This is a genomic window from Pseudomonas sp. Con_6, from assembly GCF_059379395.1.
The window spans coordinates 148,764-173,873 of record NZ_CM182011.1 but is presented as its reverse complement, the minus strand read 5'-3'; the positions used below and the strand labels follow the sequence as shown (position 1 = coordinate 173,873).

General features: G+C 63.6%; 24 protein-coding genes. 12 read left to right on the top strand and 12 right to left on the bottom strand.

What is annotated here, in order from left to right; all coding sequences use genetic code 11:
• The first annotated feature begins 54 nt into the window (after positions 1-54).
• The 8 genes from AC5QPF_RS00840 to AC5QPF_RS00805 all read left to right on the top strand — a co-directional run bounded on the left by AC5QPF_RS00840 (position 55) and on the right by AC5QPF_RS00805 (position 8,837).
• Entirely contained in the window at positions 55-831 is a 777-nt protein-coding gene (locus AC5QPF_RS00840) for a TerC family protein (protein WP_494961607.1), read from the top strand.
• 194 nt (positions 832-1,025) lie between these two features.
• Positions 1,026-2,684 carry a sodium-dependent inorganic phosphate transporter gene (locus AC5QPF_RS00835; RefSeq protein WP_494961606.1) on the top strand — a complete coding sequence of 553 codons (1,659 nt, stop codon included), beginning with the start codon at positions 1,026-1,028 and terminating at the stop codon, positions 2,682-2,684.
• 38 nt (positions 2,685-2,722) lie between these two features.
• Positions 2,723-4,096, top strand: coding sequence for an insulinase family protein (locus AC5QPF_RS00830; protein WP_494961605.1), 1,374 nt, complete (start codon positions 2,723-2,725; stop codon positions 4,094-4,096).
• Positions 4,097-4,270: 174 nt separating this feature from the next.
• Positions 4,271-5,290, top strand: a complete 1,020-nt coding sequence (locus AC5QPF_RS00825) for a DUF5924 family protein (RefSeq protein WP_494961604.1) — start codon at positions 4,271-4,273, stop codon at positions 5,288-5,290.
• A gap of 53 nt (positions 5,291-5,343) precedes the next feature.
• On the top strand, positions 5,344-6,486 hold the full coding sequence (locus AC5QPF_RS00820) for an MlaE family lipid ABC transporter permease subunit (protein ID WP_494961603.1): 1,143 nt from the start codon (positions 5,344-5,346) through the stop codon (positions 6,484-6,486).
• Complete coding sequence (locus AC5QPF_RS00815) at positions 6,483-7,277, top strand: ATP-binding cassette domain-containing protein (protein WP_494961602.1); 795 nt, start codon at positions 6,483-6,485, stop codon at positions 7,275-7,277. The genes AC5QPF_RS00820 and AC5QPF_RS00815 overlap by 4 nt, the downstream gene beginning before the upstream one ends.
• 1 nt (position 7,278) lies before the next feature.
• Positions 7,279-8,217 carry an MlaD family protein gene (locus AC5QPF_RS00810; RefSeq protein WP_494961601.1) on the top strand — a complete coding sequence of 313 codons (939 nt, stop codon included), beginning with the start codon at positions 7,279-7,281 and terminating at the stop codon, positions 8,215-8,217.
• Positions 8,214-8,837, top strand: a complete 624-nt coding sequence (locus AC5QPF_RS00805; protein ID WP_494961600.1) for an ABC-type transport auxiliary lipoprotein family protein — start codon at positions 8,214-8,216, stop codon at positions 8,835-8,837. Before AC5QPF_RS00810 ends, AC5QPF_RS00805 begins: the two co-directional genes overlap by 4 nt.
• Here the strand turns inward: AC5QPF_RS00805 and AC5QPF_RS00800 are convergent.
• Both AC5QPF_RS00800 and gltP read right to left on the bottom strand, forming a co-directional pair.
• A complete protein-coding gene (locus AC5QPF_RS00800; protein WP_494961599.1) occupies positions 8,819-10,048 on the bottom strand; it encodes a nucleoside recognition domain-containing protein in 1,230 nt (409 codons plus the stop codon). The two genes, AC5QPF_RS00805 and AC5QPF_RS00800, sit on opposite strands and share 19 nt — an antisense overlap.
• 221 nt (positions 10,049-10,269) lie before the next feature.
• The gene (gene gltP, locus AC5QPF_RS00795) at positions 10,270-11,601 is read right to left on the bottom strand and encodes a glutamate/aspartate:proton symporter GltP (RefSeq protein ID WP_494961598.1); all 1,332 of its coding nucleotides are present in this window, start codon (positions 11,599-11,601) and stop codon (positions 10,270-10,272) included.
• Positions 11,602-11,982: 381 nt separating this feature from the next.
• Between gltP and AC5QPF_RS00790 the strand changes: the two genes are divergently transcribed.
• Positions 11,983-12,150: a hypothetical protein gene (locus AC5QPF_RS00790; protein ID WP_494961597.1), complete on the top strand. Its 168-nt coding sequence runs from the start codon at positions 11,983-11,985 to the stop codon at positions 12,148-12,150.
• A 174-nt stretch (positions 12,151-12,324) separates the two neighbouring features.
• Here the strand turns inward: AC5QPF_RS00790 and AC5QPF_RS00785 are convergent, their stop codons facing one another.
• The 3 genes from AC5QPF_RS00785 to AC5QPF_RS00775 are packed head-to-tail and all read right to left on the bottom strand — an operon-like array spanning position 12,325 to position 13,282.
• The gene (locus tag AC5QPF_RS00785; RefSeq protein WP_494961596.1) at positions 12,325-12,795 is read right to left on the bottom strand and encodes an Ivy family c-type lysozyme inhibitor; all 471 of its coding nucleotides are present in this window, start codon (positions 12,793-12,795) and stop codon (positions 12,325-12,327) included.
• 4 nt (positions 12,796-12,799) lie between these two features.
• Positions 12,800-12,964: a DUF1328 domain-containing protein gene (locus AC5QPF_RS00780; protein WP_042127667.1), complete on the bottom strand. Its 165-nt coding sequence runs from the start codon at positions 12,962-12,964 to the stop codon at positions 12,800-12,802.
• 45 nt (positions 12,965-13,009) lie between these two features.
• The gene (locus AC5QPF_RS00775) at positions 13,010-13,282 is read right to left on the bottom strand and encodes a hypothetical protein (protein ID WP_494961595.1); all 273 of its coding nucleotides are present in this window, start codon (positions 13,280-13,282) and stop codon (positions 13,010-13,012) included.
• 324 nt (positions 13,283-13,606) lie between these two features.
• On the opposite strand from AC5QPF_RS00775, the gene algB reads away from it, so the two are divergent.
• Together algB and AC5QPF_RS00765 are read left to right on the top strand one after the other, a co-directional pair.
• Positions 13,607-14,953, top strand: a complete 1,347-nt coding sequence (gene algB, locus AC5QPF_RS00770; protein WP_494961594.1) for a sigma-54-dependent response regulator transcription factor AlgB — start codon at positions 13,607-13,609, stop codon at positions 14,951-14,953.
• Complete coding sequence (locus AC5QPF_RS00765) at positions 14,950-16,737, top strand: ATP-binding protein (protein ID WP_494961593.1); 1,788 nt, start codon at positions 14,950-14,952, stop codon at positions 16,735-16,737. Before algB ends, AC5QPF_RS00765 begins: the two co-directional genes overlap by 4 nt.
• Positions 16,738-16,808: 71 nt before the next feature.
• Here the strand turns inward: AC5QPF_RS00765 and AC5QPF_RS00760 are convergent, their stop codons facing one another.
• The 7 genes from AC5QPF_RS00760 to AC5QPF_RS00730 form a co-directional block, all read right to left on the bottom strand.
• The gene (locus AC5QPF_RS00760; protein WP_494961592.1) at positions 16,809-18,428 is read right to left on the bottom strand and encodes an EAL domain-containing protein; all 1,620 of its coding nucleotides are present in this window, start codon (positions 18,426-18,428) and stop codon (positions 16,809-16,811) included.
• 104 nt (positions 18,429-18,532) lie between these two features.
• The gene (locus tag AC5QPF_RS00755) at positions 18,533-19,318 is read right to left on the bottom strand and encodes an N-acetylmuramoyl-L-alanine amidase (RefSeq protein WP_494961591.1); all 786 of its coding nucleotides are present in this window, start codon (positions 19,316-19,318) and stop codon (positions 18,533-18,535) included.
• Between the two features lie 64 nt (positions 19,319-19,382).
• Positions 19,383-21,356 (bottom strand): diguanylate cyclase, encoded by a 1,974-nt coding sequence (locus tag AC5QPF_RS00750; protein ID WP_494961590.1) that lies wholly within the window; start codon positions 21,354-21,356, stop codon positions 19,383-19,385.
• 15 nt (positions 21,357-21,371) lie between these two features.
• Positions 21,372-22,226, bottom strand: a complete 855-nt coding sequence (locus tag AC5QPF_RS00745) for an endonuclease/exonuclease/phosphatase family protein (protein ID WP_494961589.1) — start codon at positions 22,224-22,226, stop codon at positions 21,372-21,374.
• A gap of 12 nt (positions 22,227-22,238) precedes the next feature.
• The gene (gene dsbA, locus AC5QPF_RS00740; protein ID WP_494961588.1) at positions 22,239-22,868 is read right to left on the bottom strand and encodes a thiol:disulfide interchange protein DsbA; all 630 of its coding nucleotides are present in this window, start codon (positions 22,866-22,868) and stop codon (positions 22,239-22,241) included.
• Positions 22,869-23,042: 174 nt separating this feature from the next.
• Positions 23,043-23,660, bottom strand: coding sequence for a c-type cytochrome (locus AC5QPF_RS00735; protein WP_494961587.1), 618 nt, complete (start codon positions 23,658-23,660; stop codon positions 23,043-23,045).
• A gap of 46 nt (positions 23,661-23,706) precedes the next feature.
• Positions 23,707-23,997 carry a c-type cytochrome gene (locus tag AC5QPF_RS00730; RefSeq protein ID WP_494961586.1) on the bottom strand — a complete coding sequence of 97 codons (291 nt, stop codon included), beginning with the start codon at positions 23,995-23,997 and terminating at the stop codon, positions 23,707-23,709.
• 192 nt (positions 23,998-24,189) lie between these two features.
• Here AC5QPF_RS00730 and yihA point away from each other — a divergent pair, with 192 nt between their 5' ends.
• A complete protein-coding gene (gene yihA, locus AC5QPF_RS00725; protein ID WP_494961585.1) occupies positions 24,190-24,822 on the top strand; it encodes a ribosome biogenesis GTP-binding protein YihA/YsxC in 633 nt (210 codons plus the stop codon).
• The last annotated feature ends 288 nt before the right edge of the window (positions 24,823-25,110 follow it).

The following is a 25,110-nucleotide window of genomic DNA, read 5'->3' as shown; positions in this document are numbered from 1 at the left end:
CCAACCCGTTCGCGCGCTGACCAGGCGCGCGACGTCACGCTCGAAGGAACAAACATGGAATGGCTGACCAGCCCGGAAATCTGGGTTGCCTTTTTCACCCTGACCGCACTCGAAATCGTGCTCGGGATCGACAACATCATCATGATCTCGATCCTGGTCAGCCGCATGCCCAAGCACATGCAACAGCGTACCCGGATCTTCGGCCTGGCCCTGGCCATGGTCACGCGGATCATGCTGCTGCTCTCGATCACCTGGGTCATGCGCCTCACCGACAACCTGTTCGAGGTGCTGGGCCAGGGCATTTCCGGGCGTGACCTGATCCTGTTCTTCGGTGGCCTGTTCCTGCTGTGGAAAAGCTCCCAGGAGATCTACCACGGCCTCGAGGGCGAGGATGAGAGTGCCGATGAGCCGAGCAGCGGCGCGGGCGGCAAGTTCCTGTTCACCATCGTCCAGATCGCCATTATCGACATCGTGTTCTCCCTGGACTCGGTGATCACCGCAGTGGGCATGGTTTCCCATGTACCGGTAATGATCGCTGCGATCATTGTCGCCGTGCTGGTGATGATGCTCTGTGCCAAGGCCATCAGCGACTTCATCGACAAGCACCCTTCGCTGAAGATGCTCGCCCTGTCGTTCCTGATCGTGGTCGGTACCGTACTGATCGCCGAGGCCTTCGACGTCCATGTGCCGAAGGGCTACGTCTACTTCGCCATGGCCTTCTCGCTGGCGGTAGAGGCAATCAACATCCGCATGCGCACCGCAATGGCGAAGAAGCGTGACCAGGAACCGACCGAGCCGGTGAAACTTCGCAAGGACATTCCGGGTCAGTAATACTGGCCATTCGCTGGACCAAGGCCCCTTTCGGGGCCTTTTTTCTTTGTGGATCAGTGACAAACACGCTGGCGCCACAGCCCCTGGCGGACTAAAGCTTAAAGAGAGCACTGGAAACAACCGCCGTCTTCACGGCCAGGCTCGCCACATCGTTCATTAGCCCCGCTGGGGCACAGGAAAACAGGGGGCCCACCATGCTGACCCTGCTCAATCTATTGTCAGCCGTCGCCCTGCTGATCTGGGGCACACACATTGTCCGTACCGGCGTGTTGCGGGTATACGGCTCCAACCTGCGCCGCGTCATCAGCCAGAACATGGCGCGCAAGCCGCTGGCGTTCGTCGCCGGGATCCTCGTCACGGCCCTGGTGCAGAGCAGCAACGCCACGGCGATGCTGGTGACCTCGTTCGTCGGCCAGGGCCTGATGGCACTGACCCCGGCACTGGCGGTGATGCTCGGGGCCGACGTCGGTACCGCACTGATGTCGCGGGTGCTGACCCTCGACCTGTCGTGGCTGTCGCCGCTGCTGATATTCCTCGGGGTAATCTTCTTCCTCTCGCGCAAGCAGACCCGTGCCGGTCAGCTCGGCCGCGTGGGCATCGGCCTGGGCCTGATCATCCTCGCCTTGCAGTTGATCGTCGCCGCAGCCGAGCCGATCACCAAGGCCCATGGCGTGAAGGTGCTGTTCGCCTCGCTGACTGGCGATATCCTCCTCGATGCCCTGGTCGGCGCGCTGTTCGCGATGATTTCCTACTCCAGCCTGGCGGCGGTGCTGCTGACCGCGACCCTGGCCGGCGCCGAGGTGATCAGTCTGCCGGTGGCCATCGGCCTGGTTATCGGCGCCAACATCGGTAGCGGCCTGCTGGCCTTCATCAGCACCAGCATGCGCAACAGCGCCGGGCGCCAGGTGGCCCTGGGCAGCCTGCTGTACAAGCTGATCGGTCTGCTGGTGACCATTCCACTGCTGCATCCGCTGGTGGAATGGATGGACAGCCTGAACTTCCGCCCCGCCGAATTGGTGATTGGCTTCCACCTGCTCTACAACAGCCTGCGCTGCCTCACCCTGTTGCCGACCGTCAACCTCATGTCGCGGGTCTGCAGCTGGCTGCTGCCGGAGCGCCCGGACCCCAATGGTCACACCACGCCGCGCCACCTCGATCCCGCCGCCCTCGCCACGCCCAGCCTGGCCCTGGCCAATGCCGTGCGCGAGACCCTGCGCCTGGGCGATCTGGTGGACAGCATGCTGGAGTCCATGCACGGCGTGCTGCGCGGTACCCAAACCACGGTGACCCAGGAAATCCGCGCCCTCGGCGACGATATCGATGCCCTCTACAGCGCCATCAAGCTGTATCTGGCGCAGATGCCCCGGGAAGACCTCAGCGAGCAGGACAGCCAGCGCTGGGCCGAAATCATCGAGCTGGCCCTGAACCTGAAAATGGCCAGCGACCTGATCGAACGCATGCTGCGCAAGATCCAGCAGCAGAAGACCTCGCAACGCCGCGAGTTCTCTGAGGTGGGCCTGGAGGAACTGACCGGCTTGCACGCCCAGTTGCTAGCCAATCTGCGCCTGGGCCTGTCGGTGTTCCTCAGCGCAGATCCGGAAAGCGCGCGTCAGTTACTCCGGGAAAAGCGCCGCTTCCGTGCTCAGGAGCGGCGTCTGGCCCATGCCCATGTCAGCCGTCTGCAACGCGGGGTGGTACAAAGCATCGAGACCAGCTCGCTGCACCTGGAGCTGATCGCGGACATGAAAAGATTGAATTCATTGTTCTGTAGCAGTGCCTATGTGGTACTCGGTGGTCATGACACGGGTGGGCTGCTGATCGACAGCGTACCGGATGAAATCCACTCGCCGTGACCCCCGTGCCGCCTCGAACCGGTTCAAGGAAGTTCTTCATGCGTTGCCTGATCTTCGTCTGCCTGTTGCTGGGCTGTGCCCCCGGCTTTGCCCTCGATCGCAACCAGGTCGAGGGTTACCTGCTGCCCAACGGCCTGCAGGTGCTGCTCAAGCCAGGCTATGAGCGCGACCATGTATCGATTCGCCTCGTGGTGGGCATCGGCTTCGACGACTTTGCCTGCGACAAGAAAGAGCTGCCGCACCTGCTCGAACACCTGCTGTTCAGCGGCGTCGACGACAGCGGCGAGGGCGGCCTGGAGCGACGCATGCAGGCCCTGGGCGGTGAATGGAACGCCTACACCAGCAGCGCCGATACCACCTTCGTCATCGAGGCGCCGGCGCGCAACCAGCGCAAGGTCCTCGACCTGCTGCTGGCGATCATCCGCCAGACCCAGATCGACGACGATGACCTGGCGCTGTCCAAGCGCATCGTCGAGCGCGAGGACGGCGGGCATTACTCGCATCTGCAACGCTGGCTTGACCGCCAGGACCTCGGCCAGCGCTCGAGCGACCAATTGGCGGTGGAACTGGGCCTGAAGTGCGCCGAGCGCTCCAGCGTCGAGGACATGACCGTGGCGCAAGTGGAGGAAGTGCGCAAGAACTGGTACGCGCCGAACAACATGAGCCTGATCGTCGTCGGCGGCCTGGAAAAGGTGTTGCCGGCCTATCTGGAGCGGACCTGGGGCGAGCTGGAGCCGGTGGAACCCGCCGAACGCCGGGCGCTGGACGGCGTCACCCACCAGGCCGAGGCCTACCGCACGTTGACCCGTGGCTTGCTGGGCAATAGCGCGCGGTTGAGCTGGATGTTCCTGGAGCCGGTGCTGGACAACGAGCACGATGAAACCCTGGAGCTGTTGCAGCGCTACCTGGACTGGGCGCTGTATGACGAGTTGCGTCTCAAGCATGGCCTGTCCTACGGGCCATGGAGCCAGCGCGAGACCTTTGGCGACAGCGGGATGCTCAGCCTGAATGCCGACCTGGAGCGGGACCAGGTGGACGAGGCCGAGGAGGTGATCGAGGCCATGCTCCAGCGCCTGCGCAAGGAGGGCCTGGATCCGCGGACCTTCGAGCGGATCCAGGCGGCCACCATCGCCCGCGAGGCCTGGACCACACAGGGCAACAGTGCGCTGGCGGACTACTACTGGGGCGCGCTGAACGGCTATGCCGACGGACGCTTCGTCGATCCGGCCCAGCGCTTGCGCGGAGTGAGCCTGGAAGAGGCGAACCAGGCGATGCGCGAGCTGTTCAAGGAGCCCGGGTGGGTGAGGGTGGAGAAGCCGTTGCTGGGGTATGACGAGGTGTTCTGGATGGCCGTGCTGGGGGTGATGCTGGTGGTGATTGGTGGGGGCATCTGGTACCGGCGCAGGCATTGAAGCCTTGTGGCGACCTTGAGGGCCTCATCGCGGGCAACGCCCGCTCCCACAGGTCATGCGGCGCACGCGATCCTTGTGGGAGCGGGCGTTGCCCGCGATGAGGCCCTCACAGGCTCACCCAATCCAAGGTATCCTTGTAACCGTATTTTTCAGACCTCTGCGAACACCCCCCAAATGCCCATCTACATCCAGCGCATCATCGAACTGATCAAGCGCTACCCCGGGGTCATCGCACTCGGTGGCTTCATCTCCGGCATCGGCAGCTTCATCCTCGTCGACCGCCAGGAAAGCCTGGCCAGCTGGGTGGCCATCCTCATGCTGGTGAGCTGGGTCTGGCTGATGCTGGAAAACAGCTTCACCGAGCTGTTCAGCCGCACCTTCAAGCGCGAGATCCCGCAACCGCTGCTGCGCTATGCAACGCAGATGATCCACCAGGAAAGCCTGTTCTTCGTCCTGCCGTTCTTCTTCGTCACCACCACCTGGAACAGCGGCCAGTTGATCTTCACTGGCCTGCTCGGCGCCGCCGGCCTGGTCTCGATCATCGACCCGCTGTACTACAAGTGGGTAGCACCACGGCGCTGGCTGTTCATGGCCATGCACACCCTGACCCTGTTCGCGGCGATGCTAACCGCGCTGCCGATCATCCTCCACCTGACCACCGCGCAAAGCTTCAAGCTGGCCCTCGGCACGGCCATGCTGCTGTCCTTCCCGAGCTTGGCCAGCAGCTTCCCGATCAACCACTGGCGCCGCGGCGTGGCCCTGGTACTGATGACCCTGGCGGTCGGCGGCGCCGGCTGGCTGCTGCGCTCCTGGGTACCGCCGGCGACCCTGTGGATGACCGAGGTGGCGATCAGTACCCAGGTGCAGAACCGCACCCCCGGCGACAGCCTCAAGGAAGTTCCCGCCAGCCAGATCCGCAGCGCCGGGCTCTACGCTTACACCGCGATCAAGGCGCCACGCGGGCTGAACGAGCGGATCTACCATGTCTGGCAATTCGACGGCAAAGAGGTGGACCGCATCGCCCTGGACATCAACGGCGGACGCAAGGAAGGCTACCGTGCCTGGACCCACAAGCAGGTGTTCCCGAGCAACCCGGTGGGTCGCTGGCAGGTGCGGGTGTTGACCGAAGATGGCCAGGTCATTGGTGTGCTGCGCTTCCGGGTAGTGGACGACAGTCAAGCACCTGCAAATTAGTGGCGCTATGCTGACGGGCGGCGCACCGACGCGCCCTGGAACGAACGGAGCCTATGACCAGCCTTCCCAGCCCCGCCAGCGCCATCCTCGACACCAGTAGCAGCCCGCCCTGCCTGCGGCTCAGCGGCGACTGGACCCTGGCCAACTACGCCAGCCTCAAGCACAGCGCCAGCGTCCTCGGCGGCCAGTTCGGCGAAGAGGCTTCGGTAGACCTGAGCCAACTCGGCAAGCTCGACACCGCCGGCGCCTCACTGCTGGTCGAGCTGCTCGGTCCGCAGCGCCTCAAGCAACTGGAAGCCGACAGCCCGCTACCCGAAGCCAGCCGCCACCTGCTGCACAGCGTGCAGTGGTCGCTCAACGAATTCTGCATCCCGCCCCGGCATCCGGAGATCCCGGTCCTGACCCAATTGCTGGCACGCATCGGCGCCGCAGTGGACACCCTCTATCAGGACAGCCGGCAACTGCTCGGCTTCATCGGCCTGATCATCGCTACCCTGGTCACCCGCGCCTTCCAGCCGAAACGCTGGCGCATCACCCCGGTGGTCGCCCATATCGAACAGACCGGCCTCGACGCCGCGCCTATCGTTGCCCTGCTGACCTTCCTGGTCGGCGCAGTAGTGGCCTTCCTCGGCGCCACGGTGCTAGCCAGCTTCGGCGCCAGCATCTTCACCGTGGACCTGGTGGCGTTCTCCTTCCTGCGTGAATTCGGCGTGCTGCTCACCGCCATCCTCATGGCCGGCCGCACCGCCAGCGCCTTCACCGCACAGATCGGCTCGATGAAGGCCAACGAGGAAATCGACGCGATTCGTACCCTGGGCCTCGATCCGGTGGAAATGCTGGTGATTCCGCGGGTGCTGGCGCTGCTGATCGCCCTGCCGTTGCTGACCTTCCTCGCCATGCTCTGCGGCATCATTGGCGGCGGCGTGGTCTGCGCGCTGTCGCTGGATATCTCGCCGGCCATGTTCCTCTCGCTGCTGGAAAGCGATATCGGCGTGCAGCACTTCCTGGTCGGCCTGGTCAAGGCACCGTTCTTCGCCTTCCTGATCGCCGCCATCGGCTGCCTGGAAGGCTTCAAGGTCAGCGGTAGCGCCGAATCGGTCGGCGCCCACACCACCTCGGCGGTGGTCCAGTCGATCTTTGTGGTGATCATGCTCGACGCCGTGGCCGCGCTGTTCTTCATGGAGATGGGCTGGTGAGCGACGACCCGCGGGAAAAAGTCATCGAAGTCCGCGGCCTGTGCAACCGCTTCGGCCCGCAGAGCGTGCACGAGAACCTCGATCTCGACCTGTACCGCGGCGAGATCCTCTCCGTGGTCGGCGGCTCCGGCAGCGGCAAGTCGGTATTGCTGCGCAGCATCGTCGGTCTGCGCCGGCCCAACGAGGGCCAGGTGCGGGTGTTCGGCGAGGACCTGTCCAGCGCCAGCGAGCAGCAGCGCTCGCTGATCGAACGACGCTTCGGCGTGCTGTTCCAGAAGGGCGCGCTGTTTTCATCGCTGACTGTCACCGAGAACGTCGCTTTGCCGCTGATCGAGCACGCGGGCCTGAGCCGCGATGACGCCGAGCACCTGGCCGGGGTCAAGCTGGCCCTGGCCGGCCTGCCGCAGTCAGCGGCGGACAAATTCCCCGCCTCGCTGTCCGGCGGCATGATCAAGCGCGCCGCCCTGGCCCGCGCCCTGGCCCTGGACCCGGACATCCTCTTTCTCGACGAACCCACCGCCGGCCTCGACCCCATCGGCGCCGCGGCCTTCGACCAGTTGATCCTGACCCTGCGCGACGCCCTGGGCCTAAGCGTGTTCCTCATCACCCACGACCTCGACACGCTCTACACCATCAGCGACCGCGTCGCCGTGCTGGCGCAGAAGAAGGTGCTGGTGGCCGCGCCGATCGACGAGGTGGCGGCGTACGACGAACCGTGGATTCACGAATATTTCCATGGCCCCCGTGGCCGTGCGGCCTACACCGCCGCGAAAGCGCTGAAGGAGAATTGAGATGGAAACCCGTGCACATCATGTGCTGATCGGCATGGTCACCGTGCTGGTGGTGGCCGGCGCCATGCTCTTCGGCCTGTGGCTGGCCAAGTCCAGCGTCGACTCGACCTTCAAGGACTACGAGGTGGTGTTCAACGAGGCGGTCACCGGCCTGTCCCGCGGCAGCGCCGTGCAGTACAGCGGGATCAAGGTGGGCGACGTGATGAGCCTGCGCCTCGACCCCAGCGACCCGCGCCGGGTGCTGGCGCATATCCGCCTCAACGCCGACACCCCGGTGAAACAGGACACCCAGGCCAAGCTGACCCTCACAGGGGTCACCGGCACCTCGCTGATCCAGCTCAGCGGCGGCACCCCGGACAGCCCGCCGCTGGAAGGCAAGGGCGGCAAGCTACCGATCATCGTCGCCACGCCGTCGCCGATCTCGCGCCTGCTGACCGACAGCAGCGACCTGGTGACCAACATCAACCTGCTGCTGCACAACGCCAATCGTCTGTTCTCCCGGGAAAACACCGATCGCCTCAGCGCCACCCTGGCCAACCTGGAACAGACCACCGGCGCCGTCGCCGCCCAACGCGACGACATCAGCCAGGCGATCAAGCAGCTGTCGAGCCTGGGCAAGCAGGCCGGCACCGCGCTGGAGCAAACTGGCGAGCTGATGCGCAATGCCAACCAGTTGCTGGGCAGCCGCGGGCCGGAAATCGCTCGCAGTGCCGACGACGCGATGAAGTCCCTGGCGCAGAGCACCGCGACCCTCAACGCCCTGCTGGAAAGCAACCGCGAAGCCCTCGACAGCGGCGCCCAGGGCTTTCGCGACCTGTCGCCAGCGCTGCGTGAACTGCGCGACACCCTCAACTCGCTCAAGGCCATCTCCCGACGCCTTGAGGCCAACCCCAGCGGCTACCTGCTCGGCCGTGACCAAAGCAAGGAGTTTGAGCCATGAGCCTCGCCAGCCGCCTGTCCCTGGCCCTGTTGATCAGCCTGAGCAGCGCCTGCTCGATCCTCCCGCAGGCGGAGAATGCCGACGTCTACCGCCTGCCGGCGACGGCCGCGGCGCGTTCTGCGGCGGCGCCGGTAAACTGGTCGCTGCGGGTCAACAAGCCGATCACCAGTGACGCGCTGAACGTGCCGCGCATCGCCGTGGTGCCGCAGGGCAACGTGCTCAGCAGCTACAAGGGCGCGCGCTGGACCGATCCGGCACCGGCCTTGCTGCGCAACCGTATCCTCGATGCCTTCCAGCGTGACGGTCGGGTGCCGCGGCTGAGCGCCGACGACAGCAACCTGCAATCGGATTTCGAGCTGGTGGGCGAGCTGCAGGCGTTCCAGAGCGAGTACACGGCGCAGGGCATCGACGTGGTGGTGCGCCTCGATGCCCGGCTGGTGGATGGGCGCAGCCAGCGCACGCTGACCAGCCGCATTTTCGAAGTGCGCCAGCCCCAGGCCGACAAGAGCGTGCCGGCGGTGGTGGCCGGGCTGGGCCAGGCCACCGACAAACTGACCGCGCAACTGCTGGACTGGACCCTGGATCAGGGCAATCAGTACCGTCAGGCGAAGAACCAGTAGCAGACGCCGATGGCGCCCAGCACCCCGGCCAGTTCGGCGAGCAGGGCGCAGCCCACGGCATGGCGGGTGCGCTGGATGCCGACGGCGCCGAAGTACACCGCCAGCACGTAGAAGGTGGTTTCGGTGCTGCCCTGCACCGTGGCCGCGACCAGGGCCGGGAAGCTGTCGACGCCATGGGTCTGCATGGTCTCGATCAGCATTGCCCGCGCCGCGCTGCCGGAGAACGGCTTGACCATGGCGGTGGGCAGGGCGTCGACGAAGCGGGTGTCCCAGCCCAGCCATTCCACCGTGTGGCGAATACCGTCGAGGCCGAACTCCAGAGCCCCGGAGGCACGCAGCACGCCAACGGCGCAGAGCATCGCCACCAGATACGGCAGCAGGTTCTTGGCCACGTCGAAGCCTTCCTTGGCGCCTTCGACGAAGGTTTCGTACACCTTTACCTTCTTCAGCGCGCCAATCAACAGGAACAGCATGATCAGGCCGAACAGGGTCAGGTTGCCGAGGATCGACGACAGGCTGGCCAGAGCGGTGGCGGACAGGGTCGCCAGCAAGGCCATGAACCCGCCGAGCAACAGCGCGCCGGGCACCAGGTAAGCGAGCACCACCGGGTCCCACAGGCGCAGACGCTGGACGATGGCCACCGAGAGCAGGCCGACCAGGGTCGAACAGCTGGTGGCGAGCAGGATCGGCAGGAACACCAGGGTCGGATCCATGGCGCCTTGCTGGGCGCGGTACATGAAGATAGTCACCGGCAGCAGGGTCAGGGACGAGGCGTTAAGCACCAGGAACAGGATCTGCGCATTGCTGGCGGTGGTCGGGCTGGGGTTCAGTTCCTGCAGCGCGCGCATGGCCTTTAGGCCGATGGGCGTGGCCGCGTTATCCAGGCCCAGGCCGTTGGCGGCGAAGTTGAGGGTGATCAGGCCGAGAGCCGGGTGGCCGGGCGGGACTTCCGGCATCAGGCGGCGGAACAACGGGCCGAGGACCTTTGCCAGCCATTCGACGATGCCGGCCTGCTCGGCGATCTTCAGAAAGCCCAGCCAGAGGGTCAGGGTACCGAACAGCAGGACCATGACTTCCACCGAGAGCTTGGCCATGGCGAAGATGCTTTCCACCATCGCCGCGAAGATCCCCGCGTTCCCTCCTACCAGCCACTGGGCCAGGGCGGAAATGGCCGCCACCACGAAAAAACCGAGCCACAGGCCGTTGAGCATTCGAAAGTCCCCTTGCAGATGGGCTGAATGATAGCGGCCACCTGAAGTGGTGTCGTCATCGAAGGTACGGCGCGGACCTTGTGGGAGCGGGTTTACCCGCGATTGCGGTGGTGAACTCACTATCGTAATCGCGGGTAAACCCGCTCCCACTGGGTCCGCGTCACGGCGACCGGATACAAAAAGCCCCGACGGGTCGGGGCTTTCTTCAGGTCAGGCAGGACTCAGGAATTGACGGTCTTGCCTTCGGCAACCGCTTCCTTGCTGCGCCAGTGCGGCAGCGAGTTCCAGTACTTCTGGCCTTTCTCGGCGTCGTACATGCCTTCCCAACGGGCGATCACCAGCACCGCCAGGGCATTGCCAATCACGTTCAGCGCGGTACGCGCCATGTCCATGATGCGGTCGACACCAGCGATGAAGGCCAGGCCTTCCAGCGGAATGCCGACGCTGCCCAGGGTGGCCAGCAGGACCACGAAGGACACGCCCGGCACGCCGGCGATACCCTTGGAGGTAACCATCAGGGTCAGCACCAGCAGCAGTTGCTGGCTGATCGACAGATCGATGCCGTACAGCTGGGCGATGAAGATCGCCGCGATGCTCTGGTACAGGGTCGAACCGTCGAGATTGAACGAGTAGCCGGTCGGTACCACGAAGCTGCAGATGGCCTTCGGCGCACCGTAGGCTTCCATCTTCTCGATGACCCGCGGCAGCACGGTTTCGGAGCTGGCGGTGGAGTAGGCCAGGACCAGTTCGTCCTTGAAGATGCGCATCAGCTTGATGATCGAGAAGCCGAACAGGCGCGCCACCAGGCCCAGCACCATGAAGGCAAAGAAGGCGATGGCGAAGTACACCAGCAGCACCAGCTTGGCCAGCGGCAGCAGCGAGGCGAAGCCGAAGTTGGCGACGGTCACGGCGATCAGGGCGAATACGCCGATCGGGGCGTAGTTCATGATCATGTGGGTGACCTTGAACATGGCTTCGGAAACGCCCTGGAAGGTCTTCACCAGCGGGTCGCGGATTTCCGCGTTGAGGCTCGACAGGCCCAGGCCGAACAGCACCGAGAAGAAGATGATCGGCAGCATTTCACCGCGCATCAGCGCCGCGAAGATATTCGACGGAATCAGGTTGAGGATGGTCTCGATGAACGCGTGTTCATGCTGTACCTCGGCCGCAGTGGCCTGGTACTTGGAGATGTCCACGGTGCCCAGGGTGCTCATGTCGATGCCGGCACCCGGGTGGAACAGGTTGGCCAGGACCAGGCCGACCACGATGGCGATGGTGGTGACGATCTCGAAGTAGATGATGGTCTTGAGGCCGATACTGCCAAGTTTCTTCGCGTCGCCTACCCCGGCTATACCCACGATCAGCGACGAAATCACGATGGGGATGACGATCATCTTGATCAGGCGAATGAAGATGTCACCGGCCGGCTGCAGGACGTTGCTGATCCACCATGCCTTTTCTGCACTGAAGTGATTCAGCAAGGCGCCGATGGCGATACCCAGCATCAGACCGATGAGGATCTGCCAGGCGAGGCTCAGTTTTGCCTTCTTCATGTCATTACCTTTTTGTTCAAGTGGACACGGGCATTGCGCTGCAACCGGCATTCCAGAGCGGCTGAAAGCCTTTCTGAAACCTTCTTCGGCGACAGCCAACGACACCGCGCAGGGTCGTCGCGAGCGAACGGATACGAACGCCGGCTGGCGAAAAAAGGCGCAACTATTCAGGGGGGAAGGGGCCCAGTCTAATGCCGGAAACGAGTAGCCCATGCCGAATCGGCATGACTTTTTTGCCGAAAAACGGGCGTCTCAAAGGGTTGCAAAGGAGGTGTTCGGAATTCCGAATAGGACCGATCCGCCATATTGCGGCCGATTCGCAGGGTAACCATTACTAGAAAAGCGTCAGTGTTCGACAATCCGAATGGGTGAAAATGGCCGATGCAGCGTCAGAAAAATCGCGAAAAAAATTTCCCGGACGGACGAGCGGGTGACCGATTTGCCATCTGCCGGAAGGAAATGACGGAAGAGATGCTGCCGGGAGGGTCCGTTCAAGCCGTTCCGTTTCCAGAACACCTGACAGACCCGTTCCCGGCATTGCTTGCCTGACCCGGCCCTCGGCGGAGGCACTCCTTGTACCCCTAGGCCCCTCCGATCCTGCAACAATCAGAGCGGCCCGGCCCCTTGGTCATGCGGTCACCTTCCTCGGGTGGCCGCAGCATGGAAGCCAGAACGGCAGAAAAGTTCAGCTTCCGCTAGAGCACTGATGCGCCCGGCGGCGCCTCAGTACCAGTTCGGATCACGTTTGAGCTGTTCCCTGAGCATAGCCTGCATGCCTTCGTCGGGCTTGCCGATCCAGCGATAGTCGGCATGGCGGGTCGGCGACTTGTCGGCTGGCAGCCCTTCGGGCACCTCGACCAACATGCCGTAGGCCTTGTCCTTGTCCCAACTGAAGGCCACGATCAAGCGCTTGTTCAGGCACTTGCCGGCGCTCTCGCAGACCGGCCCCACCAGATACTTGTCGCCCTCTTCCTCGACCGCGGACATTTGCTGCTCGGACACGCCGCTCAGATTGATCACCCAATCCGGCAAGCGCTCCTCCTTCTTGACCACGTCCTGCCAGGTTTCCCGATACTCGGGGTCCGAGCCGAGCAGTTCGCTGGCCCGGACCTGGCCGTCATTGGCCGCCATTGCCGCCGAACCGCCGCCCAGCAACAGAGCGACGGCCAGGGCGTTGCGTATCACGCCTTTCATTGACTCAGCCTCGACCGCGACGACCAAAGAAGAAGGAAGCCACGAACAGCACCAGGAAGATAATGAAGAGGATCTTCGCGATACCGGTAGCGGCGCCGGCGATACCACCGAAGCCCAGCACGGCAGCGACAATGGCGATGATCAGGAAGGTGATGGCCCAACTCAACATGGTGATTCTCCTTCTGTTTTGGAAAAGGTTCCGTCTCGCTCTCGCTTAAAACACCCAGCGCTCGACCGGCGCGGTTTCCTGCGCGCTGGCGGCGGGGAGCGCCCGGGAGCGCATCACGGGAGCGGTGGGTAATGGCATGGCGCGGCTTTCATGAATGCGCGCGACCTGGGTAGCGAGTTGGCTGTCGACCTGTTTCGTCTGCCAGGCGTGCTGCAATTGCCCGGCCACCAGTGTCAACAGCAGTGCCAGCACGCAAAACAGCGCCTGACGCAAATGATGTGGCGATATAAGCACCAGGGCGGCGAGGGTACGTTTCATGTGCCGGGCTCCTCTTGCTGCATCTTGTTATGACCTGGAAGAGTCATTGCAGCCTGCATGCCAGACTTTCATATTTTAATTTATCGTTATAAATCAATAACTTACGATTACACGAGATAGCCTCTGGGGCGCATCCTGCACGATGCCCCCCGGTGCGGTCGTGCGTTTTGCATGACGGGCGACGGTTTTCCCGCGTCAAAAACCCCGACAGACGGTTGAAAACAGCGAGCTAGCATGCAATGGAAGGAATGAATCAGAATCAACCATGCAACTTGCCCGATTTTTCCGACACTAACCAAGATAATTCCTAAGGAGCGCAGGAAAATGGAGTCAGCCCCTGACCCTCAAGGCCGCATTCTGTTGGTGGACGACGAGTCCGCCATTTTGCGTACCTTCCGTTATTGCCTGGAGGACGAGGGCTATACCGTCGCCACCGCGAACAGCGCGGCGCAGGCCGAGACCCTGCTGCAGCGGCAGGTATTCGACCTGTGTTTCCTCGACCTTCGCCTGGGCGAGGACAACGGCCTCGACGTGCTGGCGCAGATGCGCATCCAGGCACCGTGGATGCGGGTGGTGATCGTCACCGCCCACTCCGCCGTGGACACTGCAGTGGACGCAATCCAGGCCGGCGCCGCCGATTACCTGGTCAAGCCCTGCAGCCCCGACCAACTGCGCCTGGCTACCGCCAAGCAGTTGGAAGTGCGTCAGCTCTCCGCCCGCCTGGAAGCCCTGGAAGGCGAAGTGCGCAAGCCCAAGGACGGCCTGGATTCCCACAGCCCGGCCATGATGGTGGTGCTGGAAACCGCCCGACAGGTCGCCACCACCGACGCGAACATCCTTATCCTCGGCGAGTCCGGGACGGGTAAAGGCGAGTTGGCCCGCGCCATCCACGGCTGGAGCAAGCGTGCGCGCAAGGCCTGCGTAACCATCAACTGCCCGTCGCTGACCGCCGAACTGATGGAAAGCGAACTGTTCGGCCATAGTCGCGGCGCCTTTACCGGGGCCAGCGAAAGCACCCTGGGCCGGGTCAACCAGGCCGACGGCGGCACCCTGTTCCTCGACGAGATCGGCGACTTCCCGCTGACCCTGCAGCCCAAGCTGCTGCGCTTTATCCAGGACAAGGAATACGAGCGGGTCGGCGACCCGGTGACCCGCCGTGCCGACGTGCGCATCCTCGCCGCGACCAACCTCAACCTCGAGGATATGGTTCGCGACGGCCGTTTCCGTGAAGACCTGCTCTACCGCCTCAACGTCATCACCCTGCACCTGCCGCCGCTGCGCGAACGCAGCGAGGACATCCTGACCCTGGCCGAGCGTTTCCTCGCCCGCTTCGTCAAGGAATACTCACGGCCGGCCCGGGGCTTCAGCGACGAGGCCCGCGCGGCACTGCTCAACTACCGCTGGCCGGGCAACATCCGCGAGCTGCGCAACGTCATCGAGCGCGCCAGCATCATCTGCCCGCAGGAAAAGGTCGAGATCAGCCACCTGGGCATGGCCGAGCAACCCACCAGCAACGCCCCGCGCATCGGTGCCGCGCTGAGCCTGGATGAACTGGAGCGCGCGCATATCGGCGCGGTACTGGCCACCAGCGACACTCTCGACCAGGCCGCCAAAACCCTCGGCATCGACGCCTCGACCCTGTACCGCAAGCGCAAGCAGTACAACCTATGAAGTGGGCGATGAAGCTGCGGACACGGCTCTTCCTCAGCATTTCGGCGCTGATGACCGTGGCCCTGCTGGGCCTGCTGCTGAGCCTGGTCAGCGTGCAACAGATGGCCAGTTCGCAGCAGACGCTGATCCGCAACAACGCCTTCGTCCTGGACATGGGCCTGAAGCTGCGACAGAACCTCAGCGACCAGTTGACCCAGATCCTCGACGACGGCGCTGACCCGACGGTCCTTGCCGGGCTGCAGACGCAGTTCCAGCAACTGCTCGACGAGGGTTTGCGCCACGAGCAGGAGACCGAGGGCAGCGACGATTTCTCCCGGGCCAACCGCGAGTTCCAGCGGTTCCTCGAGAGCCTGCGCGAAACCCGCAACCCGGCCCTCAGCCTGAGTGTCGACGAGCCGCTGGGCCAAGCCTTCGGTGCCCTGCGCGGGACCCTCATCGACTCGCACAAGCAGGCGGTGGAGCAGATCCGCAGCGCCGAGAAGGTCTCGCGGGATCGTGCGGTGCTGATGTCTGGCGTGCTCGGACTGGTCGGCCTGGCGGTTCTGGCCCTCGGTTTTCTCACCGCCCACGGCATTGCCCGGCGCTTCGGCCAGCCGATCGAGGCCCTGGCCAGCGCCGCCGACCAGGTCGGCCTGGGCAACTTCGATGTGACCCTGCCGGTGACCTCGGCCCTGGAAATCAACCAGCTGACCAAGCGCTTCGGTCTTATGGCCGAGGCCCTGCGCGAGCACCAGGCGACCAATGTCGATGAACTGCTGGCCGGCCAGCAGCGCTTGCAGGCAGTGCTCGACAGCATCGACGACGGCCTGCTGATCATCGACCGACAGGGCCGCCTGGAACACCTCAACCCGGTGGCCCAGCGCCAGCTCGGTTGGGACGACTCGCGCGCAGGCAACCGCCTCGGCGAGGCCCTGCAGCGGCCGGAGCTGGACCAGCAACTGCACTTGGTCCTGCGCGGCGGCAGCCTGGAGCGGGTGCCGGAAGACCTGCACCTGGAGATCGACAAGGAAAACCGTGTCCTGACCTACAGCCTGACCCCGGTGTGCCGCCCGGACGGGCAGATCCTCGGCGCAGTGATGGTACTGCACGACGTCACCGAGCAGCGCGCCTTCGAGCGGGTACGCAGCGAATTCGTCCTGCGCGCCTCCCATGAGTTGCGCACGCCGGTCACCGGCATGCACATGGCCTTCGGCCTGCTGCGTGAACGGGTCAAGTTTCCCGAGCAATCCCGTGAAGGCGACCTGCTGGACACTATCGGCGAAGAAATGCAGCGCCTGACCCAACTGATCAACGACCTGCTCAACTTCTCCCGCTACCAGAGCGGCCAGCAGAAGCTGGATCGCAGCATCTGCGCCCTGGACGACTTGCTTGAGCGCGCCCGGGTCCGGTACTCCGACACGGCGGCGGCCAAGCAGATCGATCTGCAACTGGAAGTGGGTACCCCATTGCCGCGGATCCAGGCGGATATCGCCCAGCTCGACCGGGTCCTCGACAACCTGCTGGACAACGCCATCCGCCACACCGGCAGCGGCGGACGCATCCGTCTGCAGGCCCGGCGCCACGGCGAGCGGGTGATCGTCAGCGTCGAGGACAGTGGCGAGGGTATTGCCTACAGCCAGCAGGGACGGATCTTCGAACCATTCGTTCAGGTCGGGCGCAAGAAAGGCGGGGCGGGCCTAGGGCTGGCGTTGTGCAAGGAGATCGTGCAATTGCATGGTGGGCGCATGGGGGTGTATTCGCGACCGGATCACGGCACCCAGTTCTATATGGCGCTGCCGGTCTGAAGTTGACGCGGTCCTTGTGGCAGTTGGCAAGCCAGCTGCCACAAGGACCGCGTCAAACCTTCAGATGCCGATCAGGCCTCATCATCGATCCGCCGCGGCCCGCGTCGCCGGCCACGGGTAATCAGCTCGACGAACTGCCGCGCATTCAGGGGATGCGCGAACAGCCAGCCCTGACCGTAGGCGACCCCTTCACTGTTGAGCAACAGCGCCTGGTCTTCGTACTCGATGCCTTCGGCGATCACCCGCAATTGCAGGGCATGGGCCATGCGGATGATGTGCGGGGCCACACCGCTACTGGCGGCGTCATGACCGAGAGCATCGATGAAGGCCTTGTCGATCTTCAGGCAGTCCACTGGCAAGGTCTGCAGGTAGGCGAGGCTGCAATAGCCTGTGCCGAAATCATCGATCAGCACCTGATGCCCCACCGCACGCAAGGCCTGGAGATTGTCCCTGGCCACCACCACATCGATCAGCCCACGCTCGGTGACCTCGAAGGCGATCTGGCTGGCCGCCACATGGTGGGTCGCCAGCAGCCGCGCGGCGACCCGGCCGATGCGGGGCACCATGACATCACATGCCGCCAGGTTAACCGAGATGTACAGTTGCGGATTGGCCCGCAGTACCTGGCCCAGTTGGTCGAACACGCGTTGCAGGACGAAATCGGTGATCTGGCGGATCTGTCCGGTGTTTTCCGCCAGCGGAATGAACAGATCCGGGCTGGTCAGCGTGCCATCAGGGCGGCGCCATCGCACCAAGGCTTCGGCGCCGACACAGCGGCGGCTGGTCAACTCGAAGATCGGCTGGTAGAGCACCTGCAACTCGCCGCGACGCAACGCCCCCTGCAGTTCCGAACTCATCGAACGGCTCTGCCGCACCAGCTGCAGCACCGCCCAGCCGATGCACCAAGCCAGCAGCAGGCTGCCGGGGAACAGCAACCAGAGCACACCGCTCAATTTCAACGGCTGGGTACTGCGCGGAGCAATCAGTACAAGCTGATAGTCCGGGGACTTGGTCGGCATGCGATAGAGCAGGCGGTCCGGCAGCTCGATCAGCGCATCGCTGGTCGCTGGTGGCCAGTTGACGCCTTTCGGCGGCCAGTGCTGCAGCGCCCCCAATACCGGTACGGCACGGGCCCCTCGATCGAGCACCACCAGCAGGCTACCGCCGACAGGCAGGTCGACCACGTCTGTCAGGTGACCGCGCGAGGTTGAGACGCGAAAGGGGCCGCGACCGAGGATCAGGGCGGCACGGTTGTCGTCAGGTTCGGTGCTGGTGTTCAGCCAGTAGCTGTAGGTGGGGCCGCGGATATCCGGCGGAGGCAGGGATTCGAAGGTACGGTCGCCGAGTCGGCTGGAGCAGGTCTGCTGATCGTCCGTGTACGCCGCTTCGTAGACGAAGCGGTTGTTGAAGGCCACCTGCTGCAGGGTCGAGATCATTTCGAAGCCGCAACCGCGTACCGACTGAGCCTGGAGCTGATCGACGCCCTGGCGTAGCTGACCGAAGATCTGTTCCAGACGCTCAAGAAAGCGTTCGCCGCGGGCATTCATCTGCTCGCTTTCGTTGACCTGCACCTGGTGCATCGCCACGCCCAGACTGCCTAGCAACAGCAAAACGGCGCTCGCCGAGGCTGCCAGCGTTGCCAGGAGCCAGGGTCGATATAACAGGCCGCGCAGCAGCAGGGCAGGTGACATCGGAAATATCCCGTTGAATACCTTGAGGTATAGCAATTCCCGGGGAAGTCAGCCTGGCCGTTTGGCGGTGTCTTTCAGGGCCCCATCGTTGGCCCCTGAAAGACCTAGCGCATAGTATTGAGGACTTGAAGCATCGCAGCCGTCTGCGCATCCGGCTGTCCATCGAAGCGCTGCGGACGGAAACGCATCTGGAACGCCGCGATCACATGCCGGGTAGCCACATCGAATTCACCGGTCTGCGGCACTGCATAGCCAAACCGTGCCAGTTGCTGCTGATACCAGGCCGCGCTCGGCGGATTGACCGCGAAACGCGCCTGCTGCTGCGCCACCGCTCGCGCATCCGGCCAGAGTCCCAGCCCTTCGTCGGCAAGGCGCTTCCACGGGAACATCGGTCCAGGGTCGAGCTTGCGCAGCGGCGCGATATCGCTGTGGCCAATGATGTGCCGTGGCTGGATGTTGTTGCGCCTGGCGATGTCCTTGAGCAACAGGATCAGCGACTGCACCTGCGCCTCGCTGTACGGGTGCCAGACCCGCCCCGTCGGCGTGTCGGTGTAGCCGGGATTGACGATCTCGATGCCGATGGAGGTCGAGTTCAGCCAGGTCCGGCCCTCCCACTGGCTTTCACCAGCGTGCCAGGCACGACGGTTCTCATCGACCAGTTGATACACGGTAGCGTTGCGATCGTCGCCGATCAGGTAGTGACTACTCACTTCGCCATGGGTCAACAGGGCCAGCGAGCGCTCCAGTGAGGCATTGGTGTAGTGCAGGATGACGAGCTGGACGCGGCTGTCCTGGTTGAGCGAAGTGTGGCTGCGGTCCACCCGCAATTGCGGACCGCTGGTGCAGCCTGCCAACAGCGCGAGCAGCAGGACGGAGAAAAACGCTTTCATGAAAAGGGGACGACGCCTGGGAAGTCTGTAATGCAATAGCATAACGTACCTCAGGTCAGGCCGCTCACCCCTGTTCGACGCGGTTGCGACCCAGGTGCTTGGCCCGGTACAGGGCTTCGTCGGCGCGCTTGAGCACCACGTCGCTGCGCTCGCCGGAACGGAACGCGGTGACGCCCACCGACAGAGTGATGGTGACCCGCTCGCCCTTGAAGTGGAACGGACAGGCTTCCACCGCCGCGCGCAGGCTCTCCGCCAACTGTAGACCACCAGAAAGCGGCGTCTGCGGAATCAGCAGGACGAACTCCTCGCCGCCGAAGCGGGCCATGAAGTCCCGGGCGCGCAGGCGCTTGCGCAGTTCGTTGGCGACGATCTTCAACACCTTGTCGCCGGCCAGGTGGCCGTAGCTGTCGTTGATGCGCTTGAAGTGATCGAGGTCGAGGATGGCCATCAGCAGGTGGCCACCCTTTTCCGTCCAGTCGGCGACTTCCAGGTCCAGGCGTTCGGACCAGGCGGCACGGTTGGGCAGACCGGTGAGCGGGTCGACCAGAGCCTTCTGCCGCTGCTCCTCGAGGTGCTCGCGGTAGCCTTGGGCTTCCTGCTCCATATGCGCGACCCGCTCGGACAGGCCCTTGAGGCGCGTGGCCATCTCCTGCTCGCGCTTGTCTCGCTGGTGCTGGTGTTCGTCCATGGTGCCAAGCAGGCCTTCAAGGCGGCCCTCCAGCACATGTTTGAGGCTGTCGAGATCCGCCGCGCCCTGCACGCTGCTGTGCAGGCCATCGACCTGTTCGCGCAGTTGGGTGTTCAGGTCGCGCTCGGCGGACTGGTTGTCGGCATGGCCTTCGCTGGCCTCCTGCAGATGGCTCTGGAACGACTCCAGGCGCTCGTTGAGCTGTTGCAGGTAGGCTTCGAACTCGTGTTGACCGCTGTCGGTGATGGCCAGCATCAGCACGGCAAGGTCATCCAGCACCGGCAGCAGTTCGTACCAGTTCAGGCCGTGCTCCAGGCGCTCACGCATCGACTCGGCCTGGGGGCGGTGGCGCTCGGGCAGGCTAAGGTCGTCGAGCAGGCCGAGCAGGGTGTCCTCGATATGGGCGGCAACCGAGCTGTAGGTCGGTTCGGTGCCGTCAGGCAGGGAATAGAACAGCTCTTCCGGGGTCATCTCCGGTTCGCTGGAGTCGACTGCCTCAGGCTCTGGCACAGGGGGTTCAGCGGCGGACTCGGTAACCGCTTCGGCTGCCTCGGGCTCCACTTGCGCCTCGACCTCAGGCTCTGGTTCGACGACAGCCTCCACGGTTTCGTCCGCAGCGGGCTCCTCGACCACCGGCTGGATCAGCACCATCGGTTCGGCTTCGACCAGGACCGGGCCCGCACGCGGCGGTTCCGGCGGTTCCGGCGTCTGCGGGGACGGGCTCAACTCGTCGACGTCGGCGATCGGCGGCGCCTCGGGTTTGCGTGCTGGCGCAGGTGCCAACTGCTCTGACACGGGGCTTTCCGCAACCGGCTCGACCGCAGCATCACGGCCACCGAACAGGCGTTGCAAAAAACCAGGCTTGTTGTGCTCTTCAGGATTGGTCAGCGCGCCGAGGGCTTCGCCCTGCAGCTTGCTCAGCTCGCTCAGCAGCAACGGCACTTCCCGCGACTGGCCGGCGCGGGTTTCCACCTGCTTGCCGAGCTTCTTCAACGGCCGCCGGACTTCGCTCGGCAGCGACAGCACCTGCAACTGGTTGACCAGTGAGGTCAGCGCGGTGGTCACCTGGGTCACGCGGGTCGCCCGGCGCTGCTCGGAGTCGAGCACGGCTTTTTCGAGGCGGGGGATAAGGCCAGCGAGGGCGGCGTCCATGTTGTCGGTGCGAATGACGTCGCGCATTTCCTTCATGCACTCGTCGACCACCTTGTCGCTGCCTTCAGCGGCCAGGGTGCTGCGCACGAGGCCGCGACGCAACAAGTCGAGCCGGGCCTCCCAACGGCGCTCCAGCTTTTCCTGCTGTTCGATGCTCTTGAGGTATTTCTCTTTCCAGCGTTCTGCTTCGTCGCTCATGCCCGGACCCGCGGACTAACGCAAAACCGGAAGCGTATCCACAGTCAGAGCATCAGGCAAACGAATCTCAACCGCGACCGGTAAATGATCGGAGATTGGCTGGGAAAGGACTTCGACGCGCTCCAGCGTCAAGCTCGGACTGAGCAGAATGTGATCCAGGCAACGTTGTGGACGCCAGCTGGGGAAGGTCGCTTCGACCTGCGGGGCGATCAGGCCGAGGTCGCGCAGGGGCGAGTGTTGCAGCAGGTCGGTGGCGTGGGTGTTCATGTCACCCATCAGCACCTGGTGCCGGTAGCCGCTGATCAGCTCGCGGATATAGGCCAGTTGCCGGGCGCGGGTCTTGGAGCCCAGGGCAAGGTGCATCATCACCACCACCAGGGCATCCTCGCCTTCGCCGAAGCGCACCAGGATCGCCCCGCGTCCGGCCGGGCCTGGCAGCGGGTGATCTTCCAGCAACTGCGGTTTCAGGCGACTGAGCACGCCATTGCTGTGCTGGGCAAAACGCCCGAGGTTGCGGTTGAGCTGCTGGTACCAGTAGGGAAAGGCACCGAGGTGAGCCAGGTGCTCGACCTGGTTCACGTAGCCCGAGCGCAGGCTGCCGCCATCGGCTTCCTGCAGAGCGACCAGGTCGAAATCGTTGAGCAACTGGCCGATCTTCTGCAGGTTGCCGGAGCGTCCGGTGTGCGGCAGCAGGTGCTGCCAACTGCGGGTCACGTAGTGCCGGTAGCGCTCGGTGCTGATCCCGACCTGGATGTTGAAGCTGAGCAAGCGCAGGCGACCGTCCTGCGGCAGGTTGTCGTCGCCCAGATGGTGCTCGTTGACCCGTGGATCACACAGGCCAACGACCCGCTCGCTTCTCCAGCGTGCCATGGTGCTCGCCGCTTACTTAGCGGCGCGTTCCTTGGCGATCAGTTGGTCGGCGACATTCAGCACGCCTTCCGGACCGCCGGAAGTGCCAAGGTCGAAGCGGTACTTGCCATTGACCACCATGCTTGGCACGCCGGTGATTTCATACTTCTTCGCCAGCTCCTTGGCCTGGTTGACCTGACCCTTGATGGCGAAGGAGTTGAAGGTGGCGAGGAACTTGTCCTTGTCCACGCCCTGGGTTTCCAGGAACTCGGCCATTTCCTCAGGCTTGGTCAGACGCTTGTGCTGGTTCTGGATGGCATCGAATACCGCGGCGTGAACCTTGTGCTCGACACCCATGGCTTCGAGGGTCAGGAACATCTGGCCGTGGGCGTCCCACGGGCCACCGAACATGGCGGGCACGCGCTTGAAGTTGACGTCGGCCGGCAGCTTGTCGATCCATGGATTGAGGGTCGGTTCGAAGTGGTAGCAGTGCGGGCAGCCATACCAGAACAGCTCGACGACCTCGATCTTGCCTGGCTGGGACACCGGCACCGGGTTGCTCAGCTCGATATATTCCTTGCCCGCCACCGGCTCCGCAGCCTGGGCGTTCATACCGAGTACGCTGGCGGCCACCAGCGCGGCGCTGAGAATCAGATTACGCATGCTTCACTCCTGAGCAGTCTTTGAGTCGCCCCTTGAACGACGTGTCTTCTGACAGGCCAAGGCGGGTTCGAGTTCGTAAGTGTAACGGCAGAAACAATAAAAAAGGGCGGCCGAAGCCACCCTTTTCATGTTCCAGACGCCTCATTAACGCAGCGTTAACGTAGCGCCCGAGGATCAGTGCAGGCCCTGGATATAGCTGGCCAGTGCCTGGATGTCCTTGTTGCTCAGCTTGGAAGCGATGGTGCGCATGGTGGTGGCATCGCCGTCGTTGGTGCGATCGCCTTCGCGGAAATCGGTCAGCTGCTTGGTGATGTACTGCGCGTGCTGGCCACCCAGGTGCGGGAAGCCGGCGGCAGCCAGGCCAGCACCATTCGGGGAGTGGCAGCCGGTGCAGGCGGGCAGGCCTTTCGACAGGTCGCCACCGTTGAACAGTTCGCCACCACGCTTGACCAGCGCTGGATCGGCGGCGCCAACGCTGCCTTTCTGACTGGCGAAGTACGCGGCGATGTCGGCGAAGTCCTGGTCATTGAGGTTGGTCAGCAGACCGGTCATTTCCAGGACGGTGCGCTTGCCCGACTTGATATCGTTCAGTTGCTTGACCAGATAACGCTCGCCCTGGCCGGCCAGTTTCGGGAAGTTCGGAGCCAGGCTGTTGCCGTCCGGATTGTGACAGGCGCCACAAACCGCCGTTTTCGCCTGACCGGCAGTAGCATCGCCAACGATCTTGTCAGCGGCATTGACGCCGCCTGTAACGCCCAGGGTCAACAGCAGACTCACGATAAGTTTGTTCATCAGCTAATCCAACTACGGCTAAGGGTGAAAGAGTTATGTATCGGGTCTACTGGCTCATCCAACGGATGATGGCCTGGTAGTCCTCGGCACTGCAGTCCATGCACAATCCACGCGGTGGCATAGCCTTGAAACCCTGGGTTACATGCCCGACCAATATCTCCATACCCTGCGCCAGCCTTGGCTCCCAGGCTGCACGGTCACCCGCTCGGGGGGCCTGTGGCAGCTGCCCGGCGTGACAGGCCGCACACGTGCGGTTGTACAACGCCTCGGGATCCTGTGTAGCCTGAGCGCTGGAAAACGGTATCAAGACACCGATTGCAAGCAGCCAATTCGTCATCGAACGACCCTTCAGGGTTGGAAGCTCATTGCGTTCTAGTGCGCAACCTTTAAAGTCTGAGCCCCCGTGCACATCGTCCTACGCTGGGATAATGCGCACACAAAATCTAGGGCATTATATACTCCCGTTGCCGAAACGGAAACGACACACCCTGCCGCACCCACCCCGGGCAACGCTCACTTCGGACATCCCATGCAAGTCAAAAACCCCATCCTCGGACTTTGCCAGACGGCAAAATTCGCCCTCAGTGCCGCCAAGGTCGACCAGTGTCCGCCTGACGAAGGCTACGAAGTCGCCTTCGCCGGTCGCTCGAACGCCGGCAAGTCCAGCGCCCTCAACACCCTGACCCACGCCAGCCTGGCGCGCACCTCGAAAACCCCGGGTCGGACCCAGTTGTTGAACTTCTTCAGTCTGGACGACGATCGGCGTCTGGTCGACCTGCCGGGCTACGGATATGCAAAAGTACCCATCCCGCTCAAGCAGCACTGGCAGCGCCACCTAGAGGCCTACCTGGGCAGCCGCGAGGCGTTGAAGGGTCTGATCCTGATGATGGACGTGCGCCATCCCATGACCGACTTCGACAAGATGATGCTCGACTGGTCGAAGGCCAGTGGCATGCCGATGCACATCCTGCTGACCAAGGCCGACAAGCTGACCTTCGGCGCAGCCAAGAACACCCTGCTCAAGGTGCAGTCGCAAATCCGCAAAGGGTGGGGCGACAGCATCACCATCCAGCTGTTCTCAGCGCCCAAGCGCCAGGGCCTGGAAGAGGCCTACGGGGTGCTCGCACGCTGGCTGGAACTGGCTGACAAGCCCGCGGAATAAGGGCTGCCCGGTAAATTCCGGGCAAAAAAAACCCCGGACTTCGTATGGGGAGGGGGAAGTTCGGGGTTCAAGTTCCGAACCGCTAGGGCGGGGTCCGGATATCTGCCAACACTTAACACAACATAGGAGCATTGAAGGGCTTCACCAGCCATTCAGTACCTCTGAGTGTCGATTCACCGGATTAGTTCCGGGCGTGTAGAAACTATTTGCGATAAGTAGGAAATCTCTTAATGCCCGGCTTCCGGAGCCGGCAAGTGCCGCGACCTTATGTCGCAGCACTTACCCGCA

Bases quoted from the DNA above. Each gene is read 5' to 3' on its own strand.
- AC5QPF_RS00835 (WP_494961606.1), top strand. From the start codon at position 1,026: ATGCTGACCCTGCTCAATCTATTGTCAGCCGTCGCCCTGCTGATCTGG.
- AC5QPF_RS00840 (WP_494961607.1), top strand. From the start codon at position 55: ATGGAATGGCTGACCAGCCCGGAAATCTGGGTTGCCTTTTTCACCCTG.
- dsbA (WP_494961588.1), bottom strand. From the start codon at position 22,868: ATGCGTAATCTGATTCTCAGCGCCGCGCTGGTGGCCGCCAGCGTACTC.
- AC5QPF_RS00805 (WP_494961600.1), top strand. From the start codon at position 8,214: ATGAGCCTCGCCAGCCGCCTGTCCCTGGCCCTGTTGATCAGCCTGAGC.
- AC5QPF_RS00830 (WP_494961605.1), top strand. From the start codon at position 2,723: ATGCGTTGCCTGATCTTCGTCTGCCTGTTGCTGGGCTGTGCCCCCGGC.
- AC5QPF_RS00730 (WP_494961586.1), bottom strand. From the start codon at position 23,997: ATGACGAATTGGCTGCTTGCAATCGGTGTCTTGATACCGTTTTCCAGC.
- AC5QPF_RS00790 (WP_494961597.1), top strand. From the start codon at position 11,983: ATGCAGCGTCAGAAAAATCGCGAAAAAAATTTCCCGGACGGACGAGCG.
- AC5QPF_RS00820 (WP_494961603.1), top strand. From the start codon at position 5,344: ATGACCAGCCTTCCCAGCCCCGCCAGCGCCATCCTCGACACCAGTAGC.
- AC5QPF_RS00755 (WP_494961591.1), bottom strand. From the start codon at position 19,318: ATGAAAGCGTTTTTCTCCGTCCTGCTGCTCGCGCTGTTGGCAGGCTGC.
- AC5QPF_RS00800 (WP_494961599.1), bottom strand. From the start codon at position 10,048: ATGCTCAACGGCCTGTGGCTCGGTTTTTTCGTGGTGGCGGCCATTTCC.
- AC5QPF_RS00775 (WP_494961595.1), bottom strand. From the start codon at position 13,282: ATGAAACGTACCCTCGCCGCCCTGGTGCTTATATCGCCACATCATTTG.
- AC5QPF_RS00765 (WP_494961593.1), top strand. From the start codon at position 14,950: ATGAAGTGGGCGATGAAGCTGCGGACACGGCTCTTCCTCAGCATTTCG.
- AC5QPF_RS00780 (WP_042127667.1), bottom strand. From the start codon at position 12,964: ATGTTGAGTTGGGCCATCACCTTCCTGATCATCGCCATTGTCGCTGCC.
- gltP (WP_494961598.1), bottom strand. From the start codon at position 11,601: ATGAAGAAGGCAAAACTGAGCCTCGCCTGGCAGATCCTCATCGGTCTG.
- AC5QPF_RS00785 (WP_494961596.1), bottom strand. From the start codon at position 12,795: ATGAAAGGCGTGATACGCAACGCCCTGGCCGTCGCTCTGTTGCTGGGC.
- AC5QPF_RS00810 (WP_494961601.1), top strand. From the start codon at position 7,279: ATGGAAACCCGTGCACATCATGTGCTGATCGGCATGGTCACCGTGCTG.
- AC5QPF_RS00745 (WP_494961589.1), bottom strand. From the start codon at position 22,226: ATGGCACGCTGGAGAAGCGAGCGGGTCGTTGGCCTGTGTGATCCACGG.
- algB (WP_494961594.1), top strand. From the start codon at position 13,607: ATGGAGTCAGCCCCTGACCCTCAAGGCCGCATTCTGTTGGTGGACGAC.
- AC5QPF_RS00760 (WP_494961592.1), bottom strand. From the start codon at position 18,428: ATGTCACCTGCCCTGCTGCTGCGCGGCCTGTTATATCGACCCTGGCTC.
- yihA (WP_494961585.1), top strand. From the start codon at position 24,190: ATGCAAGTCAAAAACCCCATCCTCGGACTTTGCCAGACGGCAAAATTC.
- AC5QPF_RS00750 (WP_494961590.1), bottom strand. From the start codon at position 21,356: ATGAGCGACGAAGCAGAACGCTGGAAAGAGAAATACCTCAAGAGCATC.
- AC5QPF_RS00825 (WP_494961604.1), top strand. From the start codon at position 4,271: ATGCCCATCTACATCCAGCGCATCATCGAACTGATCAAGCGCTACCCC.
- AC5QPF_RS00735 (WP_494961587.1), bottom strand. From the start codon at position 23,660: ATGAACAAACTTATCGTGAGTCTGCTGTTGACCCTGGGCGTTACAGGC.